Origin of the sequence: Carnobacterium sp. TMP28 (genome assembly GCF_047553015.1) — a bacterium.
GTDB lineage: Bacteria > Bacillota > Bacilli > Lactobacillales > Carnobacteriaceae > Carnobacterium_A.
In genome coordinates this window covers 649,551-673,119 of the sequence record NZ_CP180212.1, presented here as the reverse complement: position 1 = coordinate 673,119, position 23,569 = coordinate 649,551, and the positions used below count along the sequence as shown (strand labels likewise).

Annotated in this window: 21 protein-coding genes and 1 other annotated feature (1 of these 22 running past the window's edge); of the genes, 3 read left to right on the top strand and 18 right to left on the bottom strand. The window is 33.6% G+C overall.

What is annotated here, in order from left to right; translation table 11 throughout:
* Nucleotides 1-121 (bottom strand) — a sequence feature (ribosomal protein L20 leader region); it reaches 21 nt to the left of the window's first position.
* A 44-nt stretch (nt 122-165) separates the two neighbouring features.
* From thrS to pepA, 13 genes are all read right to left on the bottom strand, one after another.
* On the bottom strand, nt 166-2,103 hold the full coding sequence (thrS, locus tag ACMHYH_RS03235; RefSeq protein WP_414839936.1) for a threonine--tRNA ligase: 1,938 nt from the start codon (nt 2,101-2,103) through the stop codon (nt 166-168).
* 400 nt (nt 2,104-2,503) lie between these two features.
* Entirely contained in the window at nt 2,504-3,430 is a 927-nt protein-coding gene (gene dnaI, locus ACMHYH_RS03230) for a primosomal protein DnaI (RefSeq protein WP_414839935.1), read from the bottom strand.
* The gene (locus tag ACMHYH_RS03225) at nt 3,431-4,876 is read right to left on the bottom strand and encodes a replication initiation and membrane attachment family protein (protein ID WP_414839934.1); all 1,446 of its coding nucleotides are present in this window, start codon (nt 4,874-4,876) and stop codon (nt 3,431-3,433) included.
* 25 nt (nt 4,877-4,901) lie between these two features.
* Nucleotides 4,902-5,381, bottom strand: a complete 480-nt coding sequence (gene nrdR / locus ACMHYH_RS03220; RefSeq protein ID WP_414839933.1) for a transcriptional regulator NrdR — start codon at nt 5,379-5,381, stop codon at nt 4,902-4,904.
* 184 nt (nt 5,382-5,565) lie between these two features.
* Nucleotides 5,566-6,162, bottom strand: coding sequence for a dephospho-CoA kinase (coaE, locus tag ACMHYH_RS03215; protein WP_414839932.1), 597 nt, complete (start codon nt 6,160-6,162; stop codon nt 5,566-5,568).
* Between the two features lie 16 nt (nt 6,163-6,178).
* Nucleotides 6,179-7,033: a DNA-formamidopyrimidine glycosylase gene (mutM, locus tag ACMHYH_RS03210; protein ID WP_414839931.1), complete on the bottom strand. Its 855-nt coding sequence runs from the start codon at nt 7,031-7,033 to the stop codon at nt 6,179-6,181.
* Nucleotides 7,034-7,068: 35 nt separating this feature from the next.
* Nucleotides 7,069-9,729: a DNA polymerase I gene (polA, locus tag ACMHYH_RS03205; protein WP_414839930.1), complete on the bottom strand. Its 2,661-nt coding sequence runs from the start codon at nt 9,727-9,729 to the stop codon at nt 7,069-7,071.
* Nucleotides 9,730-9,969: 240 nt separating this feature from the next.
* Entirely contained in the window at nt 9,970-11,298 is a 1,329-nt protein-coding gene (gene murC, locus ACMHYH_RS03200; protein WP_414839929.1) for a UDP-N-acetylmuramate--L-alanine ligase, read from the bottom strand.
* Nucleotides 11,299-11,623: 325 nt separating this feature from the next.
* Nucleotides 11,624-14,260, bottom strand: a complete 2,637-nt coding sequence (locus tag ACMHYH_RS03195) for a DNA translocase FtsK (RefSeq protein ID WP_414839928.1) — start codon at nt 14,258-14,260, stop codon at nt 11,624-11,626.
* Between the two features lie 167 nt (nt 14,261-14,427).
* Nucleotides 14,428-15,036, bottom strand: a complete 609-nt coding sequence (gene ytpR / locus ACMHYH_RS03190) for a YtpR family tRNA-binding protein (RefSeq protein ID WP_414840333.1) — start codon at nt 15,034-15,036, stop codon at nt 14,428-14,430.
* The gene (locus ACMHYH_RS03185) at nt 15,017-15,511 is read right to left on the bottom strand and encodes a universal stress protein (RefSeq protein ID WP_414839927.1); all 495 of its coding nucleotides are present in this window, start codon (nt 15,509-15,511) and stop codon (nt 15,017-15,019) included. Before ACMHYH_RS03185 ends, ytpR begins: the two co-directional genes overlap by 20 nt.
* A gap of 19 nt (nt 15,512-15,530) precedes the next feature.
* The gene (locus tag ACMHYH_RS03180) at nt 15,531-15,845 is read right to left on the bottom strand and encodes a thioredoxin family protein (RefSeq protein ID WP_414839926.1); all 315 of its coding nucleotides are present in this window, start codon (nt 15,843-15,845) and stop codon (nt 15,531-15,533) included.
* Nucleotides 15,846-15,869: 24 nt separating this feature from the next.
* Entirely contained in the window at nt 15,870-16,949 is a 1,080-nt protein-coding gene (gene pepA / locus ACMHYH_RS03175; RefSeq protein WP_414839925.1) for a glutamyl aminopeptidase, read from the bottom strand.
* Between the two features lie 171 nt (nt 16,950-17,120).
* Here pepA and ACMHYH_RS03170 point away from each other — a divergent pair, with 171 nt between their 5' ends.
* Nucleotides 17,121-17,459, top strand: a complete 339-nt coding sequence (locus ACMHYH_RS03170; protein ID WP_414839924.1) for a hypothetical protein — start codon at nt 17,121-17,123, stop codon at nt 17,457-17,459.
* Between the two features lie 59 nt (nt 17,460-17,518).
* Here the strand turns inward: ACMHYH_RS03170 and trmB are convergent, their stop codons facing one another.
* The 5 genes from trmB to ACMHYH_RS03145 all read right to left on the bottom strand — a co-directional run bounded on the left by trmB (nt 17,519) and on the right by ACMHYH_RS03145 (nt 22,374).
* A complete protein-coding gene (gene trmB / locus ACMHYH_RS03165) occupies nt 17,519-18,166 on the bottom strand; it encodes a tRNA (guanosine(46)-N7)-methyltransferase TrmB (protein ID WP_414839923.1) in 648 nt (215 codons plus the stop codon).
* Between the two features lie 76 nt (nt 18,167-18,242).
* Complete coding sequence (locus ACMHYH_RS03160; protein WP_414839922.1) at nt 18,243-19,040, bottom strand: phosphotransferase family protein; 798 nt, start codon at nt 19,038-19,040, stop codon at nt 18,243-18,245.
* 398 nt (nt 19,041-19,438) lie between these two features.
* On the bottom strand, nt 19,439-20,299 hold the full coding sequence (gene dat / locus ACMHYH_RS03155; RefSeq protein ID WP_414839921.1) for a D-amino-acid transaminase: 861 nt from the start codon (nt 20,297-20,299) through the stop codon (nt 19,439-19,441).
* Between the two features lie 108 nt (nt 20,300-20,407).
* Nucleotides 20,408-21,637 (bottom strand): ABC transporter permease, encoded by a 1,230-nt coding sequence (locus tag ACMHYH_RS03150; RefSeq protein ID WP_414839920.1) that lies wholly within the window; start codon nt 21,635-21,637, stop codon nt 20,408-20,410.
* Nucleotides 21,634-22,374: an ABC transporter ATP-binding protein gene (locus ACMHYH_RS03145; protein ID WP_414839919.1), complete on the bottom strand. Its 741-nt coding sequence runs from the start codon at nt 22,372-22,374 to the stop codon at nt 21,634-21,636. The genes ACMHYH_RS03150 and ACMHYH_RS03145 overlap by 4 nt, the downstream gene beginning before the upstream one ends.
* Before the next feature lie 202 nt (nt 22,375-22,576).
* Here ACMHYH_RS03145 and ACMHYH_RS03140 point away from each other — a divergent pair, with 202 nt between their 5' ends.
* Entirely contained in the window at nt 22,577-23,005 is a 429-nt protein-coding gene (locus tag ACMHYH_RS03140; RefSeq protein ID WP_414839918.1) for an HIT family protein, read from the top strand.
* A 2-nt stretch (nt 23,006-23,007) separates the two neighbouring features.
* Nucleotides 23,008-23,364 (top strand): YtxH domain-containing protein, encoded by a 357-nt coding sequence (locus tag ACMHYH_RS03135; RefSeq protein WP_414839917.1) that lies wholly within the window; start codon nt 23,008-23,010, stop codon nt 23,362-23,364.
* The last annotated feature ends 205 nt before the right edge of the window (nt 23,365-23,569 follow it).

Below are 23,569 nucleotides of genomic sequence, written 5' to 3'. Positions count from 1 at the left end.
CGCAATGAACTCGCCTATAAATAATTTCCAACTTACGCCATGCGTAAATTATCATCGTTTATATCTAGCCCAGAGACTTTTAGTCAACTTAGGCGAGAAGCGAGTGCTTCTGCTTTGTTTTCTCAACTTTATTATCATAACACGATTTTATTTATTTGTAAACTACTAACGGCTAAAATTATTAATCTCTACCATTAATTTTTCTAGATACTCTTTTAATTCAAGTACTTGAGTCGTTTTTTCACCATATTTACGGACAGCAACGGATGCATTAGTTACTTCATCATCGCCTACCACTAATTGATAAGGTATTTTTTGTGTTTGTGAAGCGCGAATTTTATAGCCCATTTTTTCATTTCGATCATCTACTTCTACACGCATGCCAAGTGAAGCCATTTTTTCTTTAATTTCATATGCATACTTAGAGTGAAGTTCCAGATTAACCGGAATAATCGTTGCTTGTACCGGTGCTAACCAAGTGGGAAATGCCCCTTTATATTCTTCTATTAAATAGGCAACAAAACGTTCCATTGTTGAAACGATACCACGGTGAATAACAACAGGGCGATGATTATTTTCTCCATCTTCTCCAACATAAGTCAAATCAAATCTTTCAGGTAATAAGAAGTCTAGTTGAATAGTAGAAAGTGTTTCCTCAAGTCCGATAGCTGTTTTTACTAGTACATCTAGTTTTGGACCGTAAAAGGCTGCTTCTCCTTCAGCTTCAAAATAGTCTAATCCTTTTTCATCCATTGCGTCTTTAATCATTTTTTGAGCTTTTTCCCACATTGCATCATCATCAAAATATTTATCTGTATTATTTGGATCTCTATAACTTAAACGAAAACGGTAGTCTTTGATATTGAAATCTTCGTAGACTGCTAACATTAACTCAATTGTACGTAAGAATTCTTCTTGAATTTGGTCAGGACGTACAAACGTATGGCCGTCATTTAAAGTCATTTCACGTACACGTTGCAACCCGGAAAGCGCACCACTTTTCTCATAACGGTGCATTTGTCCTAATTCAGCAAGTCTAATTGGCAACTCACGATAACTATGAACATCATTCTTATAGACCATCATGTGATGCGGGCAGTTCATTGGTCGTAAAACAAGCATCTCTCCCTCACCCATATCCATTGGTGGAAACATATCATCATGATAGTGATCCCAATGACCAGAAGTTTTGTATAAGTTTACATCGGCTAAAACAGGTGTATATACGTGTTGATAACCTAGACTGATTTCACGATCTGTAATGTAGCGTTCGACTATCCGTCGAATAGTTGCACCTTTTGGAAGCCAAAAAGGTAAACCAGAACCTACTTCAGGTGAAATCATGAATAAGTCTAATTCTTTTCCTAATTTACGGTGATCACGTAACTTAGCTTCTTCACGCATTTGTAAGAATTCTTTTAACGCTTTTTTATCAAAAAAAGCTGTCCCATAAATACGTTGCATCATTTTATTGTCTGAGTTGCCTCTCCAATAAGCTCCAGCAAGAGACAATAGTTTGAACACTTGTATTCTTCCGGTAGTTGGAACATGAACGCCACGACACAAATCAACAAAGTCACCTTGCGTATAAACAGTAATGATTTCATCTTCAGACAGAGCTGTTATTAATTCTACTTTATAAGAATCATCTTTAAACAAATCAAGTGCTTGAACACGAGTTAGCTCTTTACGTACAATTGGATTATTTTCCTTAACAATTGCCATCATTTCCGCTTCAATACGTGGTAAATCTTCCTCAGTAATCGGTGTTTGCGTATCTGTATCATAATAAAATCCTGAATCAATTGCAGGACCCACACCAAATTTAATATCTGGATACAATCTTCTTAATGCATTCGCCATTAGATGGGCACTCGAGTGACGAACGATTTGTAGTGCATCTTCATGATCAGGAGTAATGATTTCTAATAATCCATTTTCTTTTAACGGTTGACTATAATCTACAAGTTCACCATTAAATTTTCCTGCTAACCCTTTTTTTGCTAAGCCTTTGCTGATACTTTCAGCTACGTCTTTTGTAGAAACACCAATTGGCATATGTTTTTCTGCACCATCGGGTAAAGTAATTTTAATTTCTGACATAATCTTATTCCTCCAATTTCTTTCTATTAAAAAAAATAAAAAAAGTCCCTTTTATGTTAATTGCTTAACATAAAAGGGACGACAAAGTCGTGGTTCCACCCAAGTTCAGAACTCTATAGAAATATAAACCATCGTCTATACTTTAGAATTCACTCTTAGCTGATAACATTAGCTAAATGACCTCTGCTAATTAAAACTAGTTCACAGCGGTACTCAAAAGGGGTAAAAATAAGAACTATTCAGGAAAATTCCAGCCATGTTTTCCTTCTCTAATGGAACGTTTTCTTATTCTGTTGTCTTTTTCAAAGATTTAATCTATTGCTATAATTAAACCAGATTTTACAAAAAAAATCAAGTTAATAATGAGATTTCATTTCACTCATTAAGTGGCGAATTTTTTTTATGATAATCTACGATTTTTCCCTGTCATTTGCAGCTCTTTAGATAAATACTTTATACGTTCCATAATACGTTGTGCCTTCAATGGCTCATCTTCGCCTCTTTGTGTTACCCTCAAGTGTTCTTCTCCTAAATGTTTCATATCAAGATTAGAAGAAAAAAAAGTAGGCAATTGTTCTTGCATCCGGTATTGTAAAATAACACCTAGAACATCATCTCTTATCCAACTGGACATCGAATCTGCACCGATATCGTCCAACATTAAAATAGGCGATTTTTTTACAGCTTCTAATTTTTCACCTGTTGTATTCTGACTAATAGCTTGCTTCATCTCAACTGCGAAAGAAGGAAAATGCATCAAGGTTGTTGGATAGCCTTTTTCTGCTAGTTCATGAGCGATTGCGCCTAATAAAAAAGATTTCCCAACACCGAATGCTCCATGCAGGTAGAGTCCTTGATGAAAGCCTTTAGGATTTTCTAAATAGTCTCCAATAAAGTCATAAGCAGCATTAATCGCATTTTCACGCATATCCGTATTGTGAAATTGTTCAAATGTCGCTGTTCTGACATCTTTAGGCATATCCATTGAATGAATACGGGCTTTAATGGCTTGCTCCTTTTGTTTAGCAATCAACTCCGCTGTCGGCACATAAGAAACAGCTATAAAGTGATAGTTCATTACTAATTGGGGCTTATAACCTGGAGCCATCATCCCAACTTTTTCTTGGTATTTTTTTTTCTCATTTACAAATTCATATAAGTTTGCATAACTCTTTATTATTGATTCTTTAGTGAGTATGTCTTCATTTTTTTTAATAAAATCTTGAACATCTCTATCATTTAAAACTTCTTGCATAAGTTTTTCGTATTGTTCAGAAAGATTTCGTTCCTTCAATATTTTCGTCAAATTTTTACCCATATCTTCCATTTATTCTTCACCTTCTTTTCCAAAGCTCTGAATTTTTTTCAATCTATCTTTAAAAGCTTGTTTTTTTTCTTCACTCATTGGTTTTTCAGTTTTTTCTTCACTTCCTTCTTTAGCCCATTCAGGAAGAGTTTCTGTTCTTACTTTATTATTCTTTCCGTAATTAGAGGAAGGATAGGTTGTATACTGTTTTTTTTGAGATTGTTGTTGTTTTTCTGCATTTTCTTGATACATTGTCTTCACTTTTCCAAGCGCCATTTCAGGAGAAATGACATTATTTTGAGCCCAATCATTTGAAATTTTATAGGCTAGACTTTTTTCAAAAATCGGATTATCTCTAATCACTAATATATAATGAATTAAAATATTAATAACAGATGCTGGCAAATTAGCTTTACTAAGTATTTCTCGTAAAGTCCATTCTTCATTATTTGTTACATAACCACCTTTTTGTTCTTTAATGGACGTCATAAATTCATATGGACTAATTCCTTCGCTAGCCTCTATTAAGTAAATCTCATCATTTGTTAAGCCTTGTTGTTTCAAATAACTTTTACGATGTTTCTGTTCTTTTTTACTGGCTTCTATGTCCTTTTCAACAACATCTTCTAGCTTAACCTTCTCTTGATTCTCATTGTGATAGTGGCGGTAAATACTATTTTTCAATTTACGTTCATCAATGTTACCCGTATTAATATCACTAGCTTCTAAAACATATTGTTGCATCTCTAACTCATTAACTCCATACATTGTATGCAAAACAAGCATAGCTGCTTCAATTTCTTTAGTAATAGCTGAGCGGTTAACATAATGTTTATTAAGGCCTGTGTAAAAAAACTTGAAATCAAATGTTTGAGTATCGATTTCTGGTTTTTTAGCTGGCGTTTCTCCCACTAATTCAATAGGTTCCTCAAATAATCTTTTTTCTTTTTTTAATAAATTTGCGTCAAAACGATAGACATCTAAAAATGATTTTGTAATTTCTACGTATTGTCCTTTATCAAATGACACAATTGTAAAACGGCTTCTCAAATCTTTAAATTTACGTTCTCCGACTGTTTCAAAAAGGAGCAAACTTAATAAATCATCTCTAAAAAAAGTTGCACTAGATTGAGGTGAAAGCAACTCGTAAATGTACACTTTTTCTGATTGTACTTCTTTAAGGTAACTCTTTATTAATCCGATTGCTTCTAGCTTAATCCTTGCTTGATACAATTCAGGAATACCAATATTTAGTAATGTTAGTAATTCCGAATGCAAAATACCATTACTCCAATACGTTTCTTCACCAACTTCTGTCCACAATGTCATATAAAGACTATACGCATTAGAGCCGATCAAAGGTTGATATAAAAAAGTAAGAACTTTCTGGTCTACATCCGAAAGTTGGGCATTTTGTCGGACCATGAACCCATCTTTAGGGCTCATATTTTTCCACGGGTAACTCAAATGCCTTCACTCCTTTCTACTGCATTCAATGTTCGCTAGATTTTTTCTCAGATTTCTTTTTTTCAAGTTCATGGAGTTCAGCTAAAAAGACACTCATGTCTTTATATTGGCGATAAACGCTTGCAAAACGAATATACGCTACCTCATCAATTTCGACTAATTTTTCCATAATATACTCACCAATAATTGCTGAAGAAATTTCATTTTCTCCAAGACTTCTGATTTTATTTTCTACTTCATCCACAATTTTCTCCACTCGTTCTACTGCAACTGGACGCTTTTCACACGAACGAATGATACCCCGTAGTATTTTACTACGGTTAAATTCTTCTCTTGTTCCATTTTTTTTGATGACAAGTAATGGTGCTTGTTCAACTCTTTCAAAAGTTGTAAATCGAAAGCTACATGCTTCACATTCTCTTCTTCTACGAATAGCACGCCCATCATCAGCAGGACGACTATCGACAACTCTGGAACCATTATTTTGACAACGGGGACATTGCACTATTCATCATCCTTTTTTATCATTTTATTTGAAAGATTAGTATTTGGATTTATTCTAGCTTTATTATAACACAGCTCGTAAAGAGGTTAAATAAAAGAAAGCATTCCTATTTTCACACTGGTTTGATAAAAGACAATAAAAAGAATGAACCAGTCTACCTTGTTCATTCTCTCTTTTACTTGACTCATTTAATTTTTTCTTTTAACCATGCATCTATCTGTTTTTGTGTGTAGTCAACAGAGTGATTATTATCAATAATCTTATCGGCTCTTTTTATTTTATTTTCAAGAGGCAATTGTGTCTTAATTCTTATCTCAGCTGCCTCTTTAGTTAGGTTATCACGCTTCATCAATCGCTCTAATTGTGTCTCTTTTGTCGTTGCAACTACCATAACACTATCAACTTCTGACAAATAGTCCCTTTCATATAGCAATGGAATGTCTAAAACAATTAGTGGAGGACTTACTTTAAGATAATCGTTGGTTTGTTCCGAAATCCATTTCCGAATATATTCTTCTAAAATAATATTGAGGACAGTTAATTGTTTTTTATCATGAAAAACAACATCCCCCAAGACTTTTCTATTGAGTGTCCCATCCGAATTAAGCATACTTTCACCAAAATGTGCTACAATTTTTCTCAATCCATCTGTACCTGGCTCAACAATAATTCTTGAACCAACATCTGCATCAACAACAGGAATGTTTAATTCTTTAAAGTAATTGCTTACTGTAGATTTTCCTGTTGCAATTCCTCCTGTTAAACCTAGAATGATTGTCATTAAAGACACCCTTTCATTATGTTTGGGGCACACAGTTTTCCGTCGTTAATTTTTGGCAATTCGTACATATATGTGTGCCTCTTTGTGCTACTTTTATTTTCTGTATAGGAGCACCACAATTTGTGCAAGGTTCATTTGTTTTACCATAAACGTGCAACTCAACTTGAAAACTACCCATTTCGCCTAGAGCATTTTTGTACGTCCTTATCGTTGTTCCACCTGCTAACACAGCTTTTTTAAGAACCTCTATGATAGCTCGATGAAGTCCTTCTACTTCTTTGGGTTTTAATGAATGAGCTGGTCTGAGCGGATGAATTTTCGCTTCAAATAAAGCTTCATCTACATAAATATTTCCTAGTCCAGCAACAACTTTTTGTTCTAATAAAAGAGGCTTAATCGCCCTACTTTTTTGTTTTAATATCTTTTTGAAAAGAGTTAAATCAAATGTTTCAGGAACTGGCTCAGGTCCAATGGTTTTCAGTCCTGCTACTGTAAACTCTTCTCCTTTTGGGACTAAAGTCATTCTTCCAAATTTACGCACATCTAGATAACGTAAATCTCGACCATCAGATAAATGAAAGACAACATGCGTATGTTTTTTCAATGATTCGTTTGTATCAGAAACTTCATACTTCCCTTCCATTCTTAGATGGCTAATCATAACTAAATGACCAAAATCAAATAATAGATACTTGCCTCTTCTCTTAATGTCTATCAAGCGGGCACCGATTAATTGAGAGATAAAATCTTCACTATGGATGTCTCCTGAAATAATACGATCCCAATAAACGTCTACACCGATAATGGTCGTTTCTTTGACAAGATTTAATAGCCCTTGTCTAACTGTTTCAACTTCTGGCAGCTCTGGCACTGTTTCTAACCTCTCCTTTCTGTTACCTTATTTTCTTACTTTGACTCATACCAACTATCTCCACTACTACTGTCTACTTTTAATGGAACATTTAGAGCAACAGCATTTTCCATTACTTCAGCCACTAATTTCTCAAGAAGAGGAATTTCAGATTCTGGCGCTTCAAAAATCAGCTCGTCATGAACTTGTAGCAACATAGTCGCTTTTAATCCTTCTATTTCTAACCGTTTATCCATTTCTATCATCGCTACTTTAATAATATCAGCCGCACTCCCTTGAATTGGAGTATTCATAGCTGTTCTTTCTGCAAACGAACGCAAATTAAAATTACGTGAATTTATATCAGGCAAATAGCGTCTTCTATGAAACAATGTTTCAACATATCCTTTTTCTTTTGCTTCGCGGACGATGTCTTCCATATAAATTTTCACACCAGGGTATTTGACGAAGTACGTATCAATAAACAGTTGAGCTTCTTTACGGCTAATATCTAAGTTTTTTGATAGTCCATAATCACTAATTCCGTATACTATTCCAAAGTTAACGGCTTTAGCCTGACTGCGCATTTCTGATGTCACATTTTCTTGTTTTTCAATACCAAATACTCGCATTGCCGTACTTGCATGAATATCTTGTCCTTCGATAAAAGCTTCTTTTAAATGATTATCATCTGAAATATGTGCTAATACACGCAACTCTATTTGTGAATAATCTGAAGCAAATATCTTCCAACCTTCATGACTTGCAATAAAAGCTTGTCTGACCTTACGTCCTTCTTCTAGTCTAATAGGGATATTTTGCAAATTGGGATCTATCGAACTCAGTCTTCCTGTTTGAGCAATGGTTTGCATATAGCGAGTATGAATTTTCCCACTATTGCCATGAATAACTTTTAGTAATCCTTCTATATAAGTAGATTGTAATTTTGCTATCTGCCTATATTCTAAAATATCTTCAACAATGGGTGCTTGATCTCTTAACTGTTCTAATACATCTACTGCAGTCGAATAACCAGTTTTTGTTTTTTTGATGACTGGATAGCCCATTTTTTCAAACAAAATAACTCCCAGTTGTTTTGGTGAATTCAAATTAAATGTTTCTCCGGCTAATTCATACACGCGATTTTCAATGCCTATTAATCTTTCAGCAAATTCTACTTTCATTTCTCTTAGGCGTCGTGCGTCAACTTTTATTCCACTAATTTCCATTTTCGCTAGAACCATTGCTAAAGGCAATTCCATATCATAAAAAAGCTCTGTTTGATTATTTTGTGCTAAATGTTGTTCGAGTTGCTCACTCAACAGAACGATCGCTTTTATTTTACGCGCAATGTGTTCATGCATGATTGATACGTCTTCTGGAATATGGATTTTTGCTCCTTTTCCATAAATAGACTCATCTGGCGAAACATTGTAGTAGTCATGTTCTATGGCAACTTCTGCTAAATCTTTACTATTATCTTTAGTGTTTAAAATATAAGAAGCAAGTAAAATATCAAATTGACTGTTTTTCAATTCGATTCCGTAACGATTTAAAGAAACGTAAGTCCGTTTTACATCAAAAACTTGTTTCGATAAAGTACTGTCTTGAGCCCATTCTTTAAAGTAAAGTGAGTTTAAAACGATTTCTGGCTCACTAACATAAATATGATTCTCATCCCCCCAACCAACACTTATAATTTCTGAAGTGTGATAATTATCTGTTAACATTTCAAGATAAAGACCCATTCTGTCAGTAAACATTTCAGGCATAATCTCTGTCACAAATTTATATGTCACTTCTTCTCTTATTTCTTCGTTAGCTGCAGTATACTCTGTTGTGTCTAGTTTACTTAAATGTGTTTTAAAGTCCATTTCTTTGTAAAATTGAATCAGCTTTTCTATATCTGGTCCACTATAAGCTAAATCATCTACACCAATTGTTATGGGAGTATCTAGCATAATAGTTGCTAGACGTTTGCTAAGAAAGGCTATTTCTTTTTCATTGATTAAATTTTCTTTCATTTTACTTTTTTTCAACTCATCAACATGCTCATAGACACCCTCAACAGAGTGATACTCCTTTAAAAGCTTCAAAGCTGTTTTTTCTCCGATTTTAGTTACACCAGGTATGTTGTCCGAAGCATCCCCTGCAAGCCCTTTAAGATCAATAATTTGTTTTGGCTTAATTCCCATTTCATCAGCGATTGATTCAATCGTGTATTCTTTAAGTTCACTGACTCCCTTTACTGTAATATCAACTCTTACATTTTCTTTAGCTAGTTGCGTTAAATCGCGATCTCCTGAAATGATGACCACGTCAAAGATAGCAGGATCAACAATATCAGAAAGCGTCCCAATAATGTCATCTGCTTCGTAGTTGCTTAATTCATAATGCTTAATTCCAAAGCCATCTAATAATTCTCTCAAATAAGGCATTTGCTCTGTAAATTCATTAGGTGTTTTAGAGCGTCCGCTTTTGTATTCATTAAAAAATTCGTTTCTAAATGTTGTTTTACCAGCATCGAAAGCAACTAAAACGTGAGAAGGTTTTTCCTTTGTTAAAACACTTTCAATCATATTATGAAAACCATATAGAGCATTTGTATGAAGTCCACTTTTATTTTTAAATCGTTCTAGCTGTTGATGTAAAGCAAAAAACGCGCGGAAAGCAATACTGCTTCCATCAATCAATAATAATTTATTTTTTTTAGTCATATAAAAACTCCTTCTTATTCATCCTATAACAGTAGTATTTAATCTGTTACACCAGTTTTAGCTAGAACAACCCTCTTTTTCTATATTATTTTACCAAACAATATATGAGATAGCTAATTTCTAAAATCTATTCTTTCTTATAAATAAATAGGGGTATTCTCTCAATAATAAAAAAGTTGAAATGAGCTAGTTAGATATGTGAAAGAGAGACTGGTAGATTTCTCCCCAGTCTCTCTTTTCTTATTTGCTTAATGCTGAATGACTCAATAATGTTTCATAGGATAGTTCGAATTTTTGAACATCTCCTGCACCCATAAAAATAGCTACTCCGTCATGATGTTCTAGTAAAGGGGACATGTTTTCTTCTTTTAAGATTAGAGCGTTATTGTCTATTTTCACAGCTAAATCTTCAATGGTTACTTTGCCTTGTTGTTCACGAGCTGATCCAAAGATATCACATAAGTAGACAGAATCCGCTAAGTTTAAAGCTTCAGCAAATTCACTTAACATAGCCACTGTACGTGTAAATGTATGTGGTTGGAATATCGCAATAATTTCTTTAGTTGGATATTTTTGACGGGCAGCATCAATCGTAGCCCTGATTTCTGACGGATGATGGGCATAATCATCAATAATAACCATATCTTCAACTACTTTTTCAGTAAAACGCCTTTTAACTCCTGCAAATGTAGTGAAATTTTTTATTACTTTTTCTTTATCTAAATTTTCATGATAAGTGATAGCAATAACAGCCAAAGCATTTAGGATATTGTGTTTTCCATAAGTAGGGATAACAAAATGACCGTAAAACTCATCTTCAATGTACACATCAAATTCAGACCCTGTGATTGAGCGACTCAAATTCTTAGCTTGAAAATTATTATTGTCGTTAAATCCATAATAAATAATAGGTACTTCAGCTTGAAGTTTCACTAGTTGCTCATCATCACCACATGCGATAATCGCTTTTTTCACTAATTTAGCCATTTCCTCAAAAGCGCTGACAACGTCTTCTAGGCTAGTAAAATAATCGGGGTGATCGTAGTCAATGTTTGTAATGATTGCATAATCAGGACGATACGCTAAAAAATGTCGCCTATACTCACATGCTTCAAGTACAAAAAACTCTGCATCAGGAACTCCGTGTCCTGTTCCATCACCAATCAAGTAACTTGTATCTGCAATTGTACTCATAACATGAGCTAACAAGCCTGTTGTACTTGTTTTTCCATGTGAACCTGTAACAGTAATACTCGTGTATTGTTTTAATAATTCTCCAAGAAAGTCATGGTATCGAATAACTGGTAAATTCATTTTTCTAGCAGCTATCATTTCTTCATGTGAATCTGAAAATGCATTTCCCGCAATAATGGTTAAGCCTTCATGAATATTTTTCTCACTAAATGTTAAAATTGGAATTTCTGCGTCTTCAATATTTTTTTGAGTAAAAAAATATTTATCTACGTCAGAACCTTGAACTTTAAAACCCTTATCATGAAGGATTAACGCTAGTGCACTCATACCAGAACCTTTAATTCCAACAAAATGATAGACTGTTTCATTATTCATTTTCATAAATCCTCCATTGTTTTAGACCGTTTTTTTTGTTTACTATGATTATTCATCATACATTTCATCATTTACACTCTTTTTTACCTCTTAGAATCGGTTTATTTAAAAATAAAATAGAACGGATATAGTATACCATGGTTTGTTTTTTTCGACTACCAATTATCTTTTTCTAGTTTATTCTTAGTCAACTAGATTAGGTATGCAGTGTTATCGCTATGTAAAAATAGAAGGCTGTGATTTATTCTCTCCAGAACTAGTTCTCATGAGAAGTAATATCAGATGCCTTCTTTTTAACGAAACCAGTACGTTCTTTTTTGAATAATTAAAACAGTTCCTTAGTCTCGTTTCGTTCCTTGTAGTCGGTTTTAGTTATAAAAACGTCACGTGGTTTTGATCCTTTGTTAGATGAAATTAATCCTTCTTTTTCTAGTGTATCGACTATATTAGAAGCTCTATTAAATCCAATCTTAAACTTACGTTGTAACGAAGATGCTGATACTTGGCCTTCTTCAATAATAAAAACCACTATTTCTTCGTACAATTCATCCTTGGTTTCAATAGCTTCTACTCTTGCTAATAAGCTTTCAGGCTCAAATAAATAATTCGTTTGACGTTGTTCTTTTACATATTTAACAATGCTATCTATTTCTTTTTCAACATAAGTTCCTTGAATGCGGATAGGTTGGCTTGCACCATTTTCTAAAAACAACATATCTCCCCTACCGAGTAATTTTTCAGCTCCACCAGAATCCATAATCGTTCGGGAATCTACTTGGCTAGATACCATAAAGGCTATTCTTGTTGGAATATTATTTTTTATTGTCCCGGTAATAACATCTACACTTGGACGCTGAGTTGCTACAAGTAAATGTATTCCTGCAGCACGTGCTTTTTGAGTAATACGCACTATTGAATCTTGGACATCACTACTGGCAACCATCATTAAATCAGCTAACTCGTCAATAATAATGACGATGTAAGGAAGTTTCAACCCGTGGTCTCCTTGCTCTTGAACTTTTTCGTTAAACCGTTGAATGTTTCTTACTCCTGCTAGAGCTAATTTTTGGTAACGTTCTTCCATTTCGTTAACTGCCCATTTCAAGGCTTCACTAGCTGCTTTTGGTTCAGAAATGACCGGTGACAACAAATGTGGAATAGCATTATATGGAGCCAGTTCAACAGCTTTAGGATCAATTAGAATCAGCTTTACTTCACTAGGGTTAGCCTTATATAGTAAGCTGACTAGAATAGAATTGATAAAAACACTTTTACCAGAACCTGTTGCACCAGCAATCAAGCCATGAGGCATTTTATCAAGAGTAGACACAATTGCATCTCCAGCTAGATTAACCCCTAATGCAACAGTTAATGGAGAAGGACTATTTTTAAATTTATCACTAGCCATCACCTCTGAAAGCATCACAGGTCTGGATATTCTATTTGGTATTTCAACTCCAACCGTGCTTTTACCTGGAATGGGTGCTTCAATTCTAATATCTTTGGCTGCTAACGCTAACTTTAAATCATCAGAAAGATTCGTAATTTTATTCACTTTAACGCCACGACTCAATTGCAATTCAAATTGTGTAACTGCAGGTCCAACAGTCCAGCCTACTACTTGGGCGAGAACGTTAAAAGCATCTAATGTCTCATTCAATAATTCTGCTTGTCCTAAAACCCAATCATCAATAGCATTGCTTTGAAACTCAACTGGTGGATCCAATAAATCCAATGATGGAAATTTATACTCGTTTAGCTGTTTATGTCCATCTAAACTCAGCTTAGCACTATCCGTACTTAATAATACGTTATTTTTTTCATCTTTAGATCGTTCTGTCAATCGTTCTAGTTCTGAGATTGATTCTGGAACTAGTCTATCATTTATTAGGTGATCTTTTTTTTGTTGCTCTTTTTCTTCACTCAAATCTTCTTGCTCGTTGTCTTTATTTGTTTCTATCTTTTGATTTATTTCTGTTTGCTGAGTAGAATGATTACTTTTCAGTGTAATCTCTTTTGTTTCAAACAATCGTTTTTCTTTACTTGAATTTTTTTCAATATAATTGAACCGGCTAAGTGCAGCTTTAAGTTCCAACAGTTCAATTTCTTCATCTGTTACTATTTTTCTTTTCCTCGTTACAACTGGTCCTAGTTGGACATTCTTTTTAATTAGCTGATTGTTATTCTCTTTCGAGGTATCTAAGTCTTCATTTGAATTTAGTCCAACAGGCTTATCTGTCAGCACATCATTGGGTACTTTTATTTTTTTTGAATCCTCAAGAATATCTTCGTCATTAAAATCATTTGTTCCTATTTTATGATGATTTATTTGGCTATCTTGCTCTTCTATCATTGTTTCTAACGATTGATTGAGTTTATTTTTAGAATTATCCAAAGAGACAGACTGATCTGAATCTGCCGGTTCTTCGAAAGTAGATTCAGCTTCTTTAGTATACAACTTTGACAAACGCTCACAAAGATGATCATAAGATAAAATAAAATCTTCTTCTTCTTTTTTTAAACTTATTGCTAATTCGCTATAGTCGACTGTTATTCCTTTTCTAAAAGTTTTACTTAGTCCATGGTAAGGAGAAGGAATTTTTTGAACTTTAAAAGGTGTCGAACTTCGTCTTTTTTGATAGATTGCTGTATCTCTTTTAAATAGATCGTTTGAGTTGTCTTTTTCGCTTGATTCATTTGAGTTACCGTTGTCTTGTTTAGTGGGTATTAATCTTTTTCTTTCGTCATTCGTCTTGTTTATTTGTTCAGAAAATGATTTTTCTGAGCCATTGGTATTCATTTCTCGGGTTATTTTTATAGATTTTTCATACTTCGATGTCTTAGTCTTATCAAAAAGACCATCTTTCTCTGTCACATGAGCAGAGTCACGATAGAAAGGAAACTCAGATTTCTTTAATCGTTTCTGGTTTTTTTTATAACTTGGTCCATCATATTTCGACATGATGACGCTCCTTTCTTCTCTGATGTTCGTGTATTAGTTTAACACAAATCTTATACAGGTTGTAGAATTAATCTAAACCAACCAGTATGAAAATATCAAAATAAAAAAGAAGCATGAAATAGCGCTATAACAGACTATTTCTACTTCTTTTTTGTTTTTTTTTTATCCTATTTTTTAAATTCTGTTCCAACTACTGATGAATCAGATAAGACTAAAATACCTTTTTTACCTTGTTCTTCTTTTATGCCTAATTCCCTAGCAGAGCAAACCATCCCGTGACTTGGTTCTCCTCTTAATTCTCCATCCCAGATTGCTGTTCCATCAGGCATCATTGCTCCAACTTTAGCTACCACTACTTTTTGTCCAGCTGCAATATTAGCCGCTCCACATACAACTTGAATAACTTGTTGATTGTCTATTTCAATTTGAGTAATGGATAAATGATCAGAGTTTGGATGAGAACTACATTCTTTAACATATCCAACAACAAATTTCGGTGCTTCGTCTGCTTCCAATTGATCACTAAACCCTTGCTCTAAAAGGCGGTCATTTAAATGACTAACTTGTTGCATACTCAATGTTAGTGGCCCATTTTCATTTATCTCTAAATAGTTAGAACTTTCAAAAAAATTATATCCTACTGTCTTATTTGTTGCTGTATTAAAGATACGCGTAGTGTTTCCTTTTGTTTCAAAACCTTGCTCTTTAGAGACACTACTTTCAGTCATAACTAAAAGAACATCGCCAATTCCATCTTTATTGTAACTGCTTATCATCATCGTCTAAACCCATCCTCTTTTTTGTATTTCTTATAACCAAAACATCACAGCGAGATTCTCGAATAATGTATTCACTCACGCTTCCAATCATCCAACGCTCAATCATATTTAATCCGGTACTGCCTACAACAATCAAATCTACTTGAAACTCCTTTGGTATTTCTGTAGATAATAGCTTTTTAGGTGAGCCCTTGACCATGTATGTTTTAACTAATTTTACTCCAGATTTTTTAGCTTTATTGCTGTATTCTTTTAGCAATTCTTCCATTTCTATTGAGTCGACTTCAATCGCATTAAAAGTCGCACTTTCAATCCCCATGTTATACGAACTAGAATCAATCACATGAACAATAATTAATTCAGAATCATTTCGTTTAGCAATTAGAATAGACTTTTCGAAAGCTTTTTTAGCAGATTCACTTCCATCTATAGCAATTAAAATGCGAGCATATTGTTGTTGATCTTGCTCCATATCTGCAGCTCCTAACTTTTTAGTATAAGGTTTGGATGAATGTTTCTATTTCTTCTTTGGTTTTACGATTTTTACTGACAAACCTTCCTATCTCTTTACCATTTTCATAAGCAAGAAAACTCGGTATTCCAATGATAGATAACTCTTCACATAATTCAACGAATTTATCGCGATCTACTTTAATGAATGTTATTTCAGGATGAGCTTTAACAATTCCTGGCATTTCTGGCTTTATAAAAACACAGTCCCCACACCAATCTGCATTAAAAAAGAAAACAACTTTTTCTTTTTTACTAATTAATTGAAATTCTTCAACCGAAACTAGATTACGCATACTACCATTCCTTTCTATTATTAACTAGTTGTTTTTCATTATCGTTTCAAGAGCACTTCGATCTAACGTACGAGCTATTTGTAAAACCATTTCTTTAGCTGCAGCGTAATCATCAATATGAAAAACAGTCTGATGAGTATGGATGTATCGTGCACATACACCAATCACCGCACTAGGAATACCATTATTCATAACCTGAGCTGCACCTGCATCTGTTCCACCTTTAGATACAAAATACTGATAAGGAATATGGTTTGTTTCAGCAGTATCCAATAAAAACTCACGCATTCCTTTTAATGTTATCATCCCTGGATCTTGAATTCTAAGTAAGAATCCTTCTCCTAAATGTCCGAATTTAGATTTATCTCCAGTTAAGTCGTCAGCTGCTGAACAATCTACAGCAAAAAATAAGTCTGGTTTAAATTGGTGAACTGCTCCTTTTGTTCCTCTTAGACCAACTTCTTCTTGGACATTTGCTCCTGCAATTAATGTATTTGGTAAATCTTCGTTGACTAATTCTTTCAAGGCTTCTATTACTACTGTTGTTCCATAGCGATTATCCCAGGCCTTACTGACTATTTTTTTACCATTTGCCATTTTTATTGTTTCAACATCTGGCACTATTGTGTCCCCTGGACGTACTCCAAACGATTCTGCTTCTTCTTTAGAATCAAAACCAGCATCAAAAAGAATATCACTAATTTCTAATTTAGCTTGGTTGCCATCTTTGCCTCTTAAAAGATGTGGCGGTACAGAAGATGAAATACAAGGGTAATCTCCTTTACTTGTTTGCAAAGTAAATCGCTGCGCTGAAACAACATAAGGGTTCCATCCTCCTAAAGGTACAACATGAAATAAGCCTTGTTTCGTTATACGAGCAAGCATAAAGCCAACTTCATCCATATGAGCTGCAATCATAATTTTGGGTGCATTTTCAACCTTACTTTTACGAATGCCAAAAATTCCTCCTAAACCATCTTGTTGCACTTCATCTACTAAGGGAGTTAGCTGCTTTCTCATCTCTTCTCTTACTCTATGTTCAAATCCACTAGTTCCTTGCAACTCTGTCATTTTCTTAATTAAATCAAATGTTTTATCTTCCATAATTTTATGTATTCATAAAAGTCCTGTTTACTTTTATGATCTCCTTTCTATTTTTATAGCTTTCCCTTTACATTATACCCTATTTATACATTAAATTTAAGTTAGAAGACTTTTCTTAAAATAAGTAGTATACTTGATAGTAGAACAAACTGCTGAAAGGTTGGGATAGTTATGCAAAATAAACAAAACGAAGCAATAAAAAATAATTTAATTGCCGGTCTTCTCTTTGGATCAGGTATAGTTTTTGGTTATTTCTTACGTCGTTATTTACAAACAAATGTTGCTATACATGGAGATACCATCTTAACATCTGTTAAGAAACAATTTCTAGCAGAAGGTCCAATCGAAGGATCGTGGATTGAATTAAAAAAAATACCTTTAAGAAAATTTACTTTAAAAACAGATGTTTATTACGGTGGAATATCTAGATTAGAAGAAAATGAGCTTGTCCAATATGAGTTTATTGCAGATGCCTATTCTGGAACAATTTTAGATATTTATCGAATTTAAAATAGATGAAAATAAAAAATAGTGAGGCGTTCAATAATTATTGAATCCCTCACTATTTTTTATTTTCTTTCAGGAAATTTAGCTACAACTCGATAAATACGTTGTCCACGATTTGAAAACTTTTCCTCGTACTCAGTCATAATATTGCCTTCAAAATCACTTTCGTGTAAATTCAGCCAGACGCGTTCTAAAATCATTCCGTATATAGAAAAACTACTCAATGAATACTCAAAAAGACCTTGATTATCGGTTTTGAAATGGATTTCTCCTTCTGGAACTAAAACTTCTTCATAATTTTTAATAAAGCTAGAGGATGTTAGTCTTCTTTTTTCATGACGACTTTTTGGCCATGGATCAGAAAAATTCAAATAGACTTGGTCGACTTCTTCCTTAGCAAAGTACTGTGTCAACGATCCTCCATTGACATGAAGCAATTGCAAATTAGGCAAGTCTTCTTCTATTAATTTATCTAAAGCAACTACTATAACGCTCTCTTGCAATTCAATTCCTATATAATTTATTTCAGGGTTACTTTTAGCCATTTCAGTAATAAAACGCCCTTTTCCGGTTCCAACTTCAATATGAATCGGATGGCTATTTTTAAATCGCTCATGCCATTTCCCAACCCACTCTTCAGGAGTATTCGCAATATATTGAGAGTATTCAGCTATTTTTGCCGGTGCTCCTGGCTTTCTTCTTAAACGCATAATTAGTCCCCTTTGTAATTTTATTCATTCTCTCTTAAACGTAAAGTAGAATCTTCCCGAAATATCGAATAAGATTCTACTCTCTTTCATCTTGTATAACTGAATGGATTGTTTGTAATTTCAAAATATCTTTATTCATTTCATAAAATCTAGATTCATGATGATGACGCTTGGTTTGAGTTAGATAATTCATCGAGGCATACCACAATATTCGTTCAATCAATTCATCTGTGACAACTGCTCCATAATGTTCAAGCCAATCCTTCCAATTTTCTCGTTGAACATATTGAAAGAGTAGCATACTCAAATCCATTGCTGGATCAGCTAACATTGCAGAATCCCAATCAACTAAGTATAAACGATCTTTATCGGATAATAGCCAATTCTTTTGATAGATATCCCCATGACAAACTCTAGGAGTCACTAAATTCATAGTAGCTGCTTCTGCTGTTAGCTTGTCAAAAATACTAGTCAATAGTGGATGATTTAGCAGATCGCTTGGCAGTTTGTTTTTATAGTTATTCAGCAATATTTGAGGAGTTATTTCTTTACCACCAACCCGTGAAAGCATACTCCTCAATGGTTCCGAAGTATGAATGCGACTTAGTAATTGTGCGACTTCAGGAGAGACCATCTCTTCGCTCTTAAGCGTACGTCCATTCAACCATTCTTGGGCTGTCAGTACATCACCATTGCCAATACGCTTTGTCCACACTAGCCTTGGTGTGATACCTTCAACGGAAAGTGCAGCTAAAAAAGGCGAAGAATTGCGCTTCAAAAAAAGCTTTTCTTCTGCTCTAGTTCCCATATAAGCCTGACCTGTATCACCACCAACTGGATGCAATTTCCATCCAGAGTCTATTTCAAAATTCATATCCTATCATTCCCTGTTTTATATTGGTTTACTTCTCTACTTAGACAAAAAATGATAGACATCATTTACGATATCTATCATTCTATTCCTATCCTATTTTAGATAGAAATTCTAATTACGTCAAGCGCATATACGTTCTTTTTATAATAATTCTTTTATTTTCTTTTTTAAAAAATTTCCATGTACTAAAATTAAGCTATTAAAAACAGAAAATAGCTGTTTTCCTTTAAAAAATACATTTTTACGTTCAAATAAAAGTATGCGTTAAACGACCTCACTTTTCTTTTAACTTTTTTCTGGTACAAAAGAAGACTTATTTTAGCTATTTTTGGAAGAAAATCAAAAAGACATAACCCAAAAATATAACAGGTTATGCCTATAGTTAGTTCTTTTTTTATTTAGCTAATTGAGCCACACATTGATTCGATTTCGGTAACATAAAGTTCTTGTAACAACTTAACTACAGGCCCACGTTTGCCGTCACCAACAAGCCTATCATCGATTTCTACAACAGGCATAGCCTCCATTGTTGTACTTGAAACAAATACTTCATCTGCTTCTTTCAAGTCTTTTAGTGTAAACGTTTCTTCTTTAACCATTAGTCCGGATTGTCTAGCAACTTTCAATAAAACCATTTTTGTTATCCCTGATAATATCAAGTTCCCATCTGGATGAGTATAAAGAATTTTATTTTTTATTATTGAAACGTTTGATGCAGAGCACTCTGTGACAGCTTCATCACGATACAAAATAGCTTCGTCTTTTCCTTTTTTATGCGCCTCATGTTTAGCCATAATATTCCCTAAAAGACTAATTGATTTAATATCACAATGAAGCCATCTCATATCCGGTAAAGTAATAACCTTTATTCCATCTTTCATCATTTCTAAATTACGCAGCACAACTGTTGTCGATGCTGTGAAGACTGGTGAAGTGGATTCAATTTCAGGGTAAGTATGGTTTCTTGGACTCGACATACCTCTAGTAATCTGCAAATAAATATTCCCTGTTTCTATACTATTTTCTTTGATTAACTCATTTAGTAAACGAATTAATTCCTCTCTTGTAAAAGGTAAAATTAACTCTATCTTTTTTGCTCCTGCAAACAATCGCTCAACATGTTGTTCTGCAGTGAAGAGTATGCCATTATAGGCACGTATAACTTCATAAAGCCCGTCAGCAAACTGGTAACCTCTATCTTCCATATCAATCTTTACATCTTCTCGTTCTACAAGTTGATTATTCCAAATAACTTTCATTATCTTCGCCTCTTTCAGCTCATTTTAGTTTAATTGTTTTAGAAACGTTGATTCCAATTTTTTTATTAGGAGCTGTGGCTAGATTATTTAGTCTTTTTCAATAAGCTCTTACCGTCGTTGTGTTTTTACCATTTTATTAATTCTAGACGGCAGATAAAAATAACTAAATAAAAAACTAAACAGTATCAACGCAGCCCCTAGTAGTGCTACCTCTAATAAAGATAAACGAACGAACGAAATCACAATTATTCCTAAACTCTCAGTTAACAGCAAGTTAACTAAAAGTTGTTTTATTACTTTTAATTTCTGTAAGGAATCAATTGGATACAAAACCGCCATTGCCATATTATCAAAATGAAAATAGAGTGGAATTAACTGGAAGCCAGTTAAATACAAAAAAAGTAAAGCTAATAACAACTGAAGTACAAAGGGTTCAGCAAATAATATCAGTACCATAGCAATCAGCATTAAACGGATAAACAGCCCGCTATATTCGGTTCCTCTTAAAAAGGCTCGTGTGTATAAATAATTATATGTTTTTTCGTGTTGTCTTTTACTCTTATTTAAAAAGAAATCTAGATAACGTCTTCGCCTTACAGTACTTTTCATGATGGGAACGTCTGTAAACAAATTAATAAACTGATAAATACGCTGAACACGAGTCGTTTCATCTTTAACCATTGATTGCCACTGATAAAGAAAATAATCACGGTACTTTATACCATAGTTAAACCATAGAACAGTTAACAGCAAGGCATAGATAATTCCTACTAATGGCGATAAAAAAATCAATAAAAAACTTCCAATAAATGAAACAATTAAAAACACTATTTTTATCTTTATTCTTACTTGTTTAAAAGATATTTTCATACACAAATGTTGTATTTCTAGTTCAATATTTTTTATCACAATTAAATAGACAACAAAAAAGAAGGTGTCTGTAAATTTAAACGAAGAAGTTGCAACTAATAAAGGCATGATGATACTCGTACCAAAAACGATCACAACAACTGGCAACATCATACTGTATCTTTTAGCGAGTTGAAGATAACCTTTCAACTCTTTTTCTTTTGGCAGTAGAAAGACACTATCTGCCTCTTTCAAAAAAGTAGCTAGTTTACCGATTAACGTTAAACAGGTTAAATAAAAAACGGCAATTATGCGCCCATATACAACTGTCTCTGATAAAGTTTTAAGAAGTTCTGAATAAGCATATCCTAGTGCTCCGAAAAGGAATAAAAAAACAATCACGAAATGATCATTTAAGATATATTTTGAATAGCGTATCATTTTTTTTTGATAGTGAGCAGATCTTTTTTTCCAAATATCTTCCATCATCTATGCTCATCCTCTTCTTTAGTCAACTGTAGATAGATTTCATCCAATGTTGCAGAAGGCATACTGAACGTTTCTCTCAAGTCTGCCAGTGTTCCATCCGCTCGTACCTCTCCTTCGTGAAGTAAAATAAAGCGATCGCATTCTCTTTCTGCTGTTGCTAATATATGAGTAGACATCAAAATAGATGCACCTTGCTGCTTCATTTCATTCATCAAATCTAACAACGCACTGATTCCTAATGGATCTAAACCAACAAAAGGCTCATCAATAATGTATAAACTAGGTTCAATGAGAAATGCACAAAGAATCATAACTTTTTGCTTCATTCCTTTAGAAAAATGTGCTGGAAACCAGTCCAGTTTATTTTCTAATCGAAAAGTCTTAAGTAATTTCTCCGCTCTTTTGAAAACAACTTCAGAAGGTAAATCATAAGCCATCCCAGTAATGTCAATATGCTCACGCAATGTCAACTCTTCATATAGAACTGGCATCTCAGGAACGTATCCTATTTTTTTACGGTAGCCCGTAATTTCTTGTTTTAATGTTTGTCCATCTAGGATGATTTCACCCTTCATTGGATCCATTAACCCTATGATGTGTTTGATAATTGTACTTTTACCAGCACCATTTAAGCCAATTAATCCAACTAATTCTCCATCGTTCACTTCAAAAGATATATCTTTTAACACAGGAACTTGAGTATAACCGCCTGTAACATTTGATACTTTTAAACCCATTTTCTTTGTTCCCCTCTTTTCTTGAAATTTTTTTAATTGTACCATAAGATGGCAATAGTTGCTTTATTCTATTTATTTTAGTTAGCGTTTCACTTTAGTTCCATTTTGTGCTACATTTAAGGTGAAAAATAAATAACAAAAGATAACTATTCTTCGCTGTTTTTATCTCTTGAAATTAAACTATGAGAAAGAAGGTTCTCTCGTGTCGGAGTGTATTTTTTGTAAGATTATCAAAAATGAAATTCCAAGTAGAAAAATCTATGAAGATGAATACATTGTTGCGTTCCTTGATTTAACCCAAGTTACACTGGGCCATACACTCGTTCTTCCGAAAAAACATGTCGCGGATATTTTTGAATACGATGAAGAATTAGCTAGCATTGTTTTTTCAAGAATCCCAAAAATTGCGCGTGCAATCAAACAAGCTGACTCAACCATTGAAGGAATGAATATAGTCAATAATAACGGTGCTATTGCTTATCAATCTGTTTTCCACAGTCATATCCATCTAATCCCCCGTTACACAAAACAGGATGACTTTAGTATCACATTTGGTGATCATTCAAACAAGCATACCGCAAAAGAGCTAGATCATATTGTCACATTAATTAAAGAAAAAATGGAGGTATAATCATGGCAAACAACTTTTTGAAAGGTCTTATTTTTGGCTCTTTAGCTGGAGGTATCTACACATTATTAAAGACTCCAAGATCAGGTGAAGAGAATCGCGAATTTTTACTAGATTATCTAGATGATACCACTCTTTTAGTAGATGATGTAACTAAAAGTCTGAACGACTTAAAAGGTGCTATTTCAACACTTTCAAATGAGGGTAAAACGTTAACAAACGAATTTACACAAGAAGTAACAGTATCGATTGAAGAGTTTACAAACCAAACTGAACCACGGATGAGAAGGATTCAAGAACAAACTGAAAAACTTTCTAAAGATATAACTGAACTAGATAAACAAATCTCTCCAACAGAATAATCGATACAAAAAGTAGTTGAAAATAAGACACAATGGAAATTGTGCTGATTATTTTTAGCTGCTTTTTTGTTTTTATCTTCTTAAGTTGTGTTCTTTTTATGATTTTTACTAGACTTTACTTCGCTTTATCTAATTTTGTTTTTTTTATTTAAGTGAATGTGGTATATTATTACTTGTGACTGGAAATGTTAAGTTTGTAAATTAA

Coding starts and splice junctions, on each gene's coding strand:
- thrS (WP_414839936.1), bottom strand. CDS start 2,103: ATGTCAGAAATTAAAATTACTTTACCCGATGGTGCAGAAAAACATATG.
- dnaI (WP_414839935.1), bottom strand. CDS start 3,430: ATGGAAGATATGGGTAAAAATTTGACGAAAATATTGAAGGAACGAAAT.
- coaE (WP_414839932.1), bottom strand. CDS start 6,162: ATGACAATCATTCTAGGTTTAACAGGAGGAATTGCAACAGGAAAATCT.
- polA (WP_414839930.1), bottom strand. CDS start 9,729: ATGACTAAAAAAAATAAATTATTATTGATTGATGGAAGCAGTATTGCT.
- murC (WP_414839929.1), bottom strand. CDS start 11,298: ATGAATAATGAAACAGTCTATCATTTTGTTGGAATTAAAGGTTCTGGT.
- ACMHYH_RS03195 (WP_414839928.1), bottom strand. CDS start 14,260: ATGTCGAAATATGATGGACCAAGTTATAAAAAAAACCAGAAACGATTA.
- ytpR (WP_414840333.1), bottom strand. CDS start 15,036: ATGATAAGCAGTTACAATAAAGATGGAATTGGCGATGTTCTTTTAGTT.
- ACMHYH_RS03185 (WP_414839927.1), bottom strand. CDS start 15,511: ATGGAGCAAGATCAACAACAATATGCTCGCATTTTAATTGCTATAGAT.
- ACMHYH_RS03180 (WP_414839926.1), bottom strand. CDS start 15,845: ATGCGTAATCTAGTTTCGGTTGAAGAATTTCAATTAATTAGTAAAAAA.
- pepA (WP_414839925.1), bottom strand. CDS start 16,949: ATGGAAGATAAAACATTTGATTTAATTAAGAAAATGACAGAGTTGCAA.
- ACMHYH_RS03170 (WP_414839924.1), top strand. CDS start 17,121: ATGCAAAATAAACAAAACGAAGCAATAAAAAATAATTTAATTGCCGGT.
- trmB (WP_414839923.1), bottom strand. CDS start 18,166: ATGCGTTTAAGAAGAAAGCCAGGAGCACCGGCAAAAATAGCTGAATAC.
- ACMHYH_RS03160 (WP_414839922.1), bottom strand. CDS start 19,040: ATGAATTTTGAAATAGACTCTGGATGGAAATTGCATCCAGTTGGTGGT.
- dat (WP_414839921.1), bottom strand. CDS start 20,299: ATGAAAGTTATTTGGAATAATCAACTTGTAGAACGAGAAGATGTAAAG.
- ACMHYH_RS03150 (WP_414839920.1), bottom strand. CDS start 21,637: ATGATGGAAGATATTTGGAAAAAAAGATCTGCTCACTATCAAAAAAAA.
- ACMHYH_RS03145 (WP_414839919.1), bottom strand. CDS start 22,374: ATGGGTTTAAAAGTATCAAATGTTACAGGCGGTTATACTCAAGTTCCT.
- ACMHYH_RS03135 (WP_414839917.1), top strand. CDS start 23,008: ATGGCAAACAACTTTTTGAAAGGTCTTATTTTTGGCTCTTTAGCTGGA.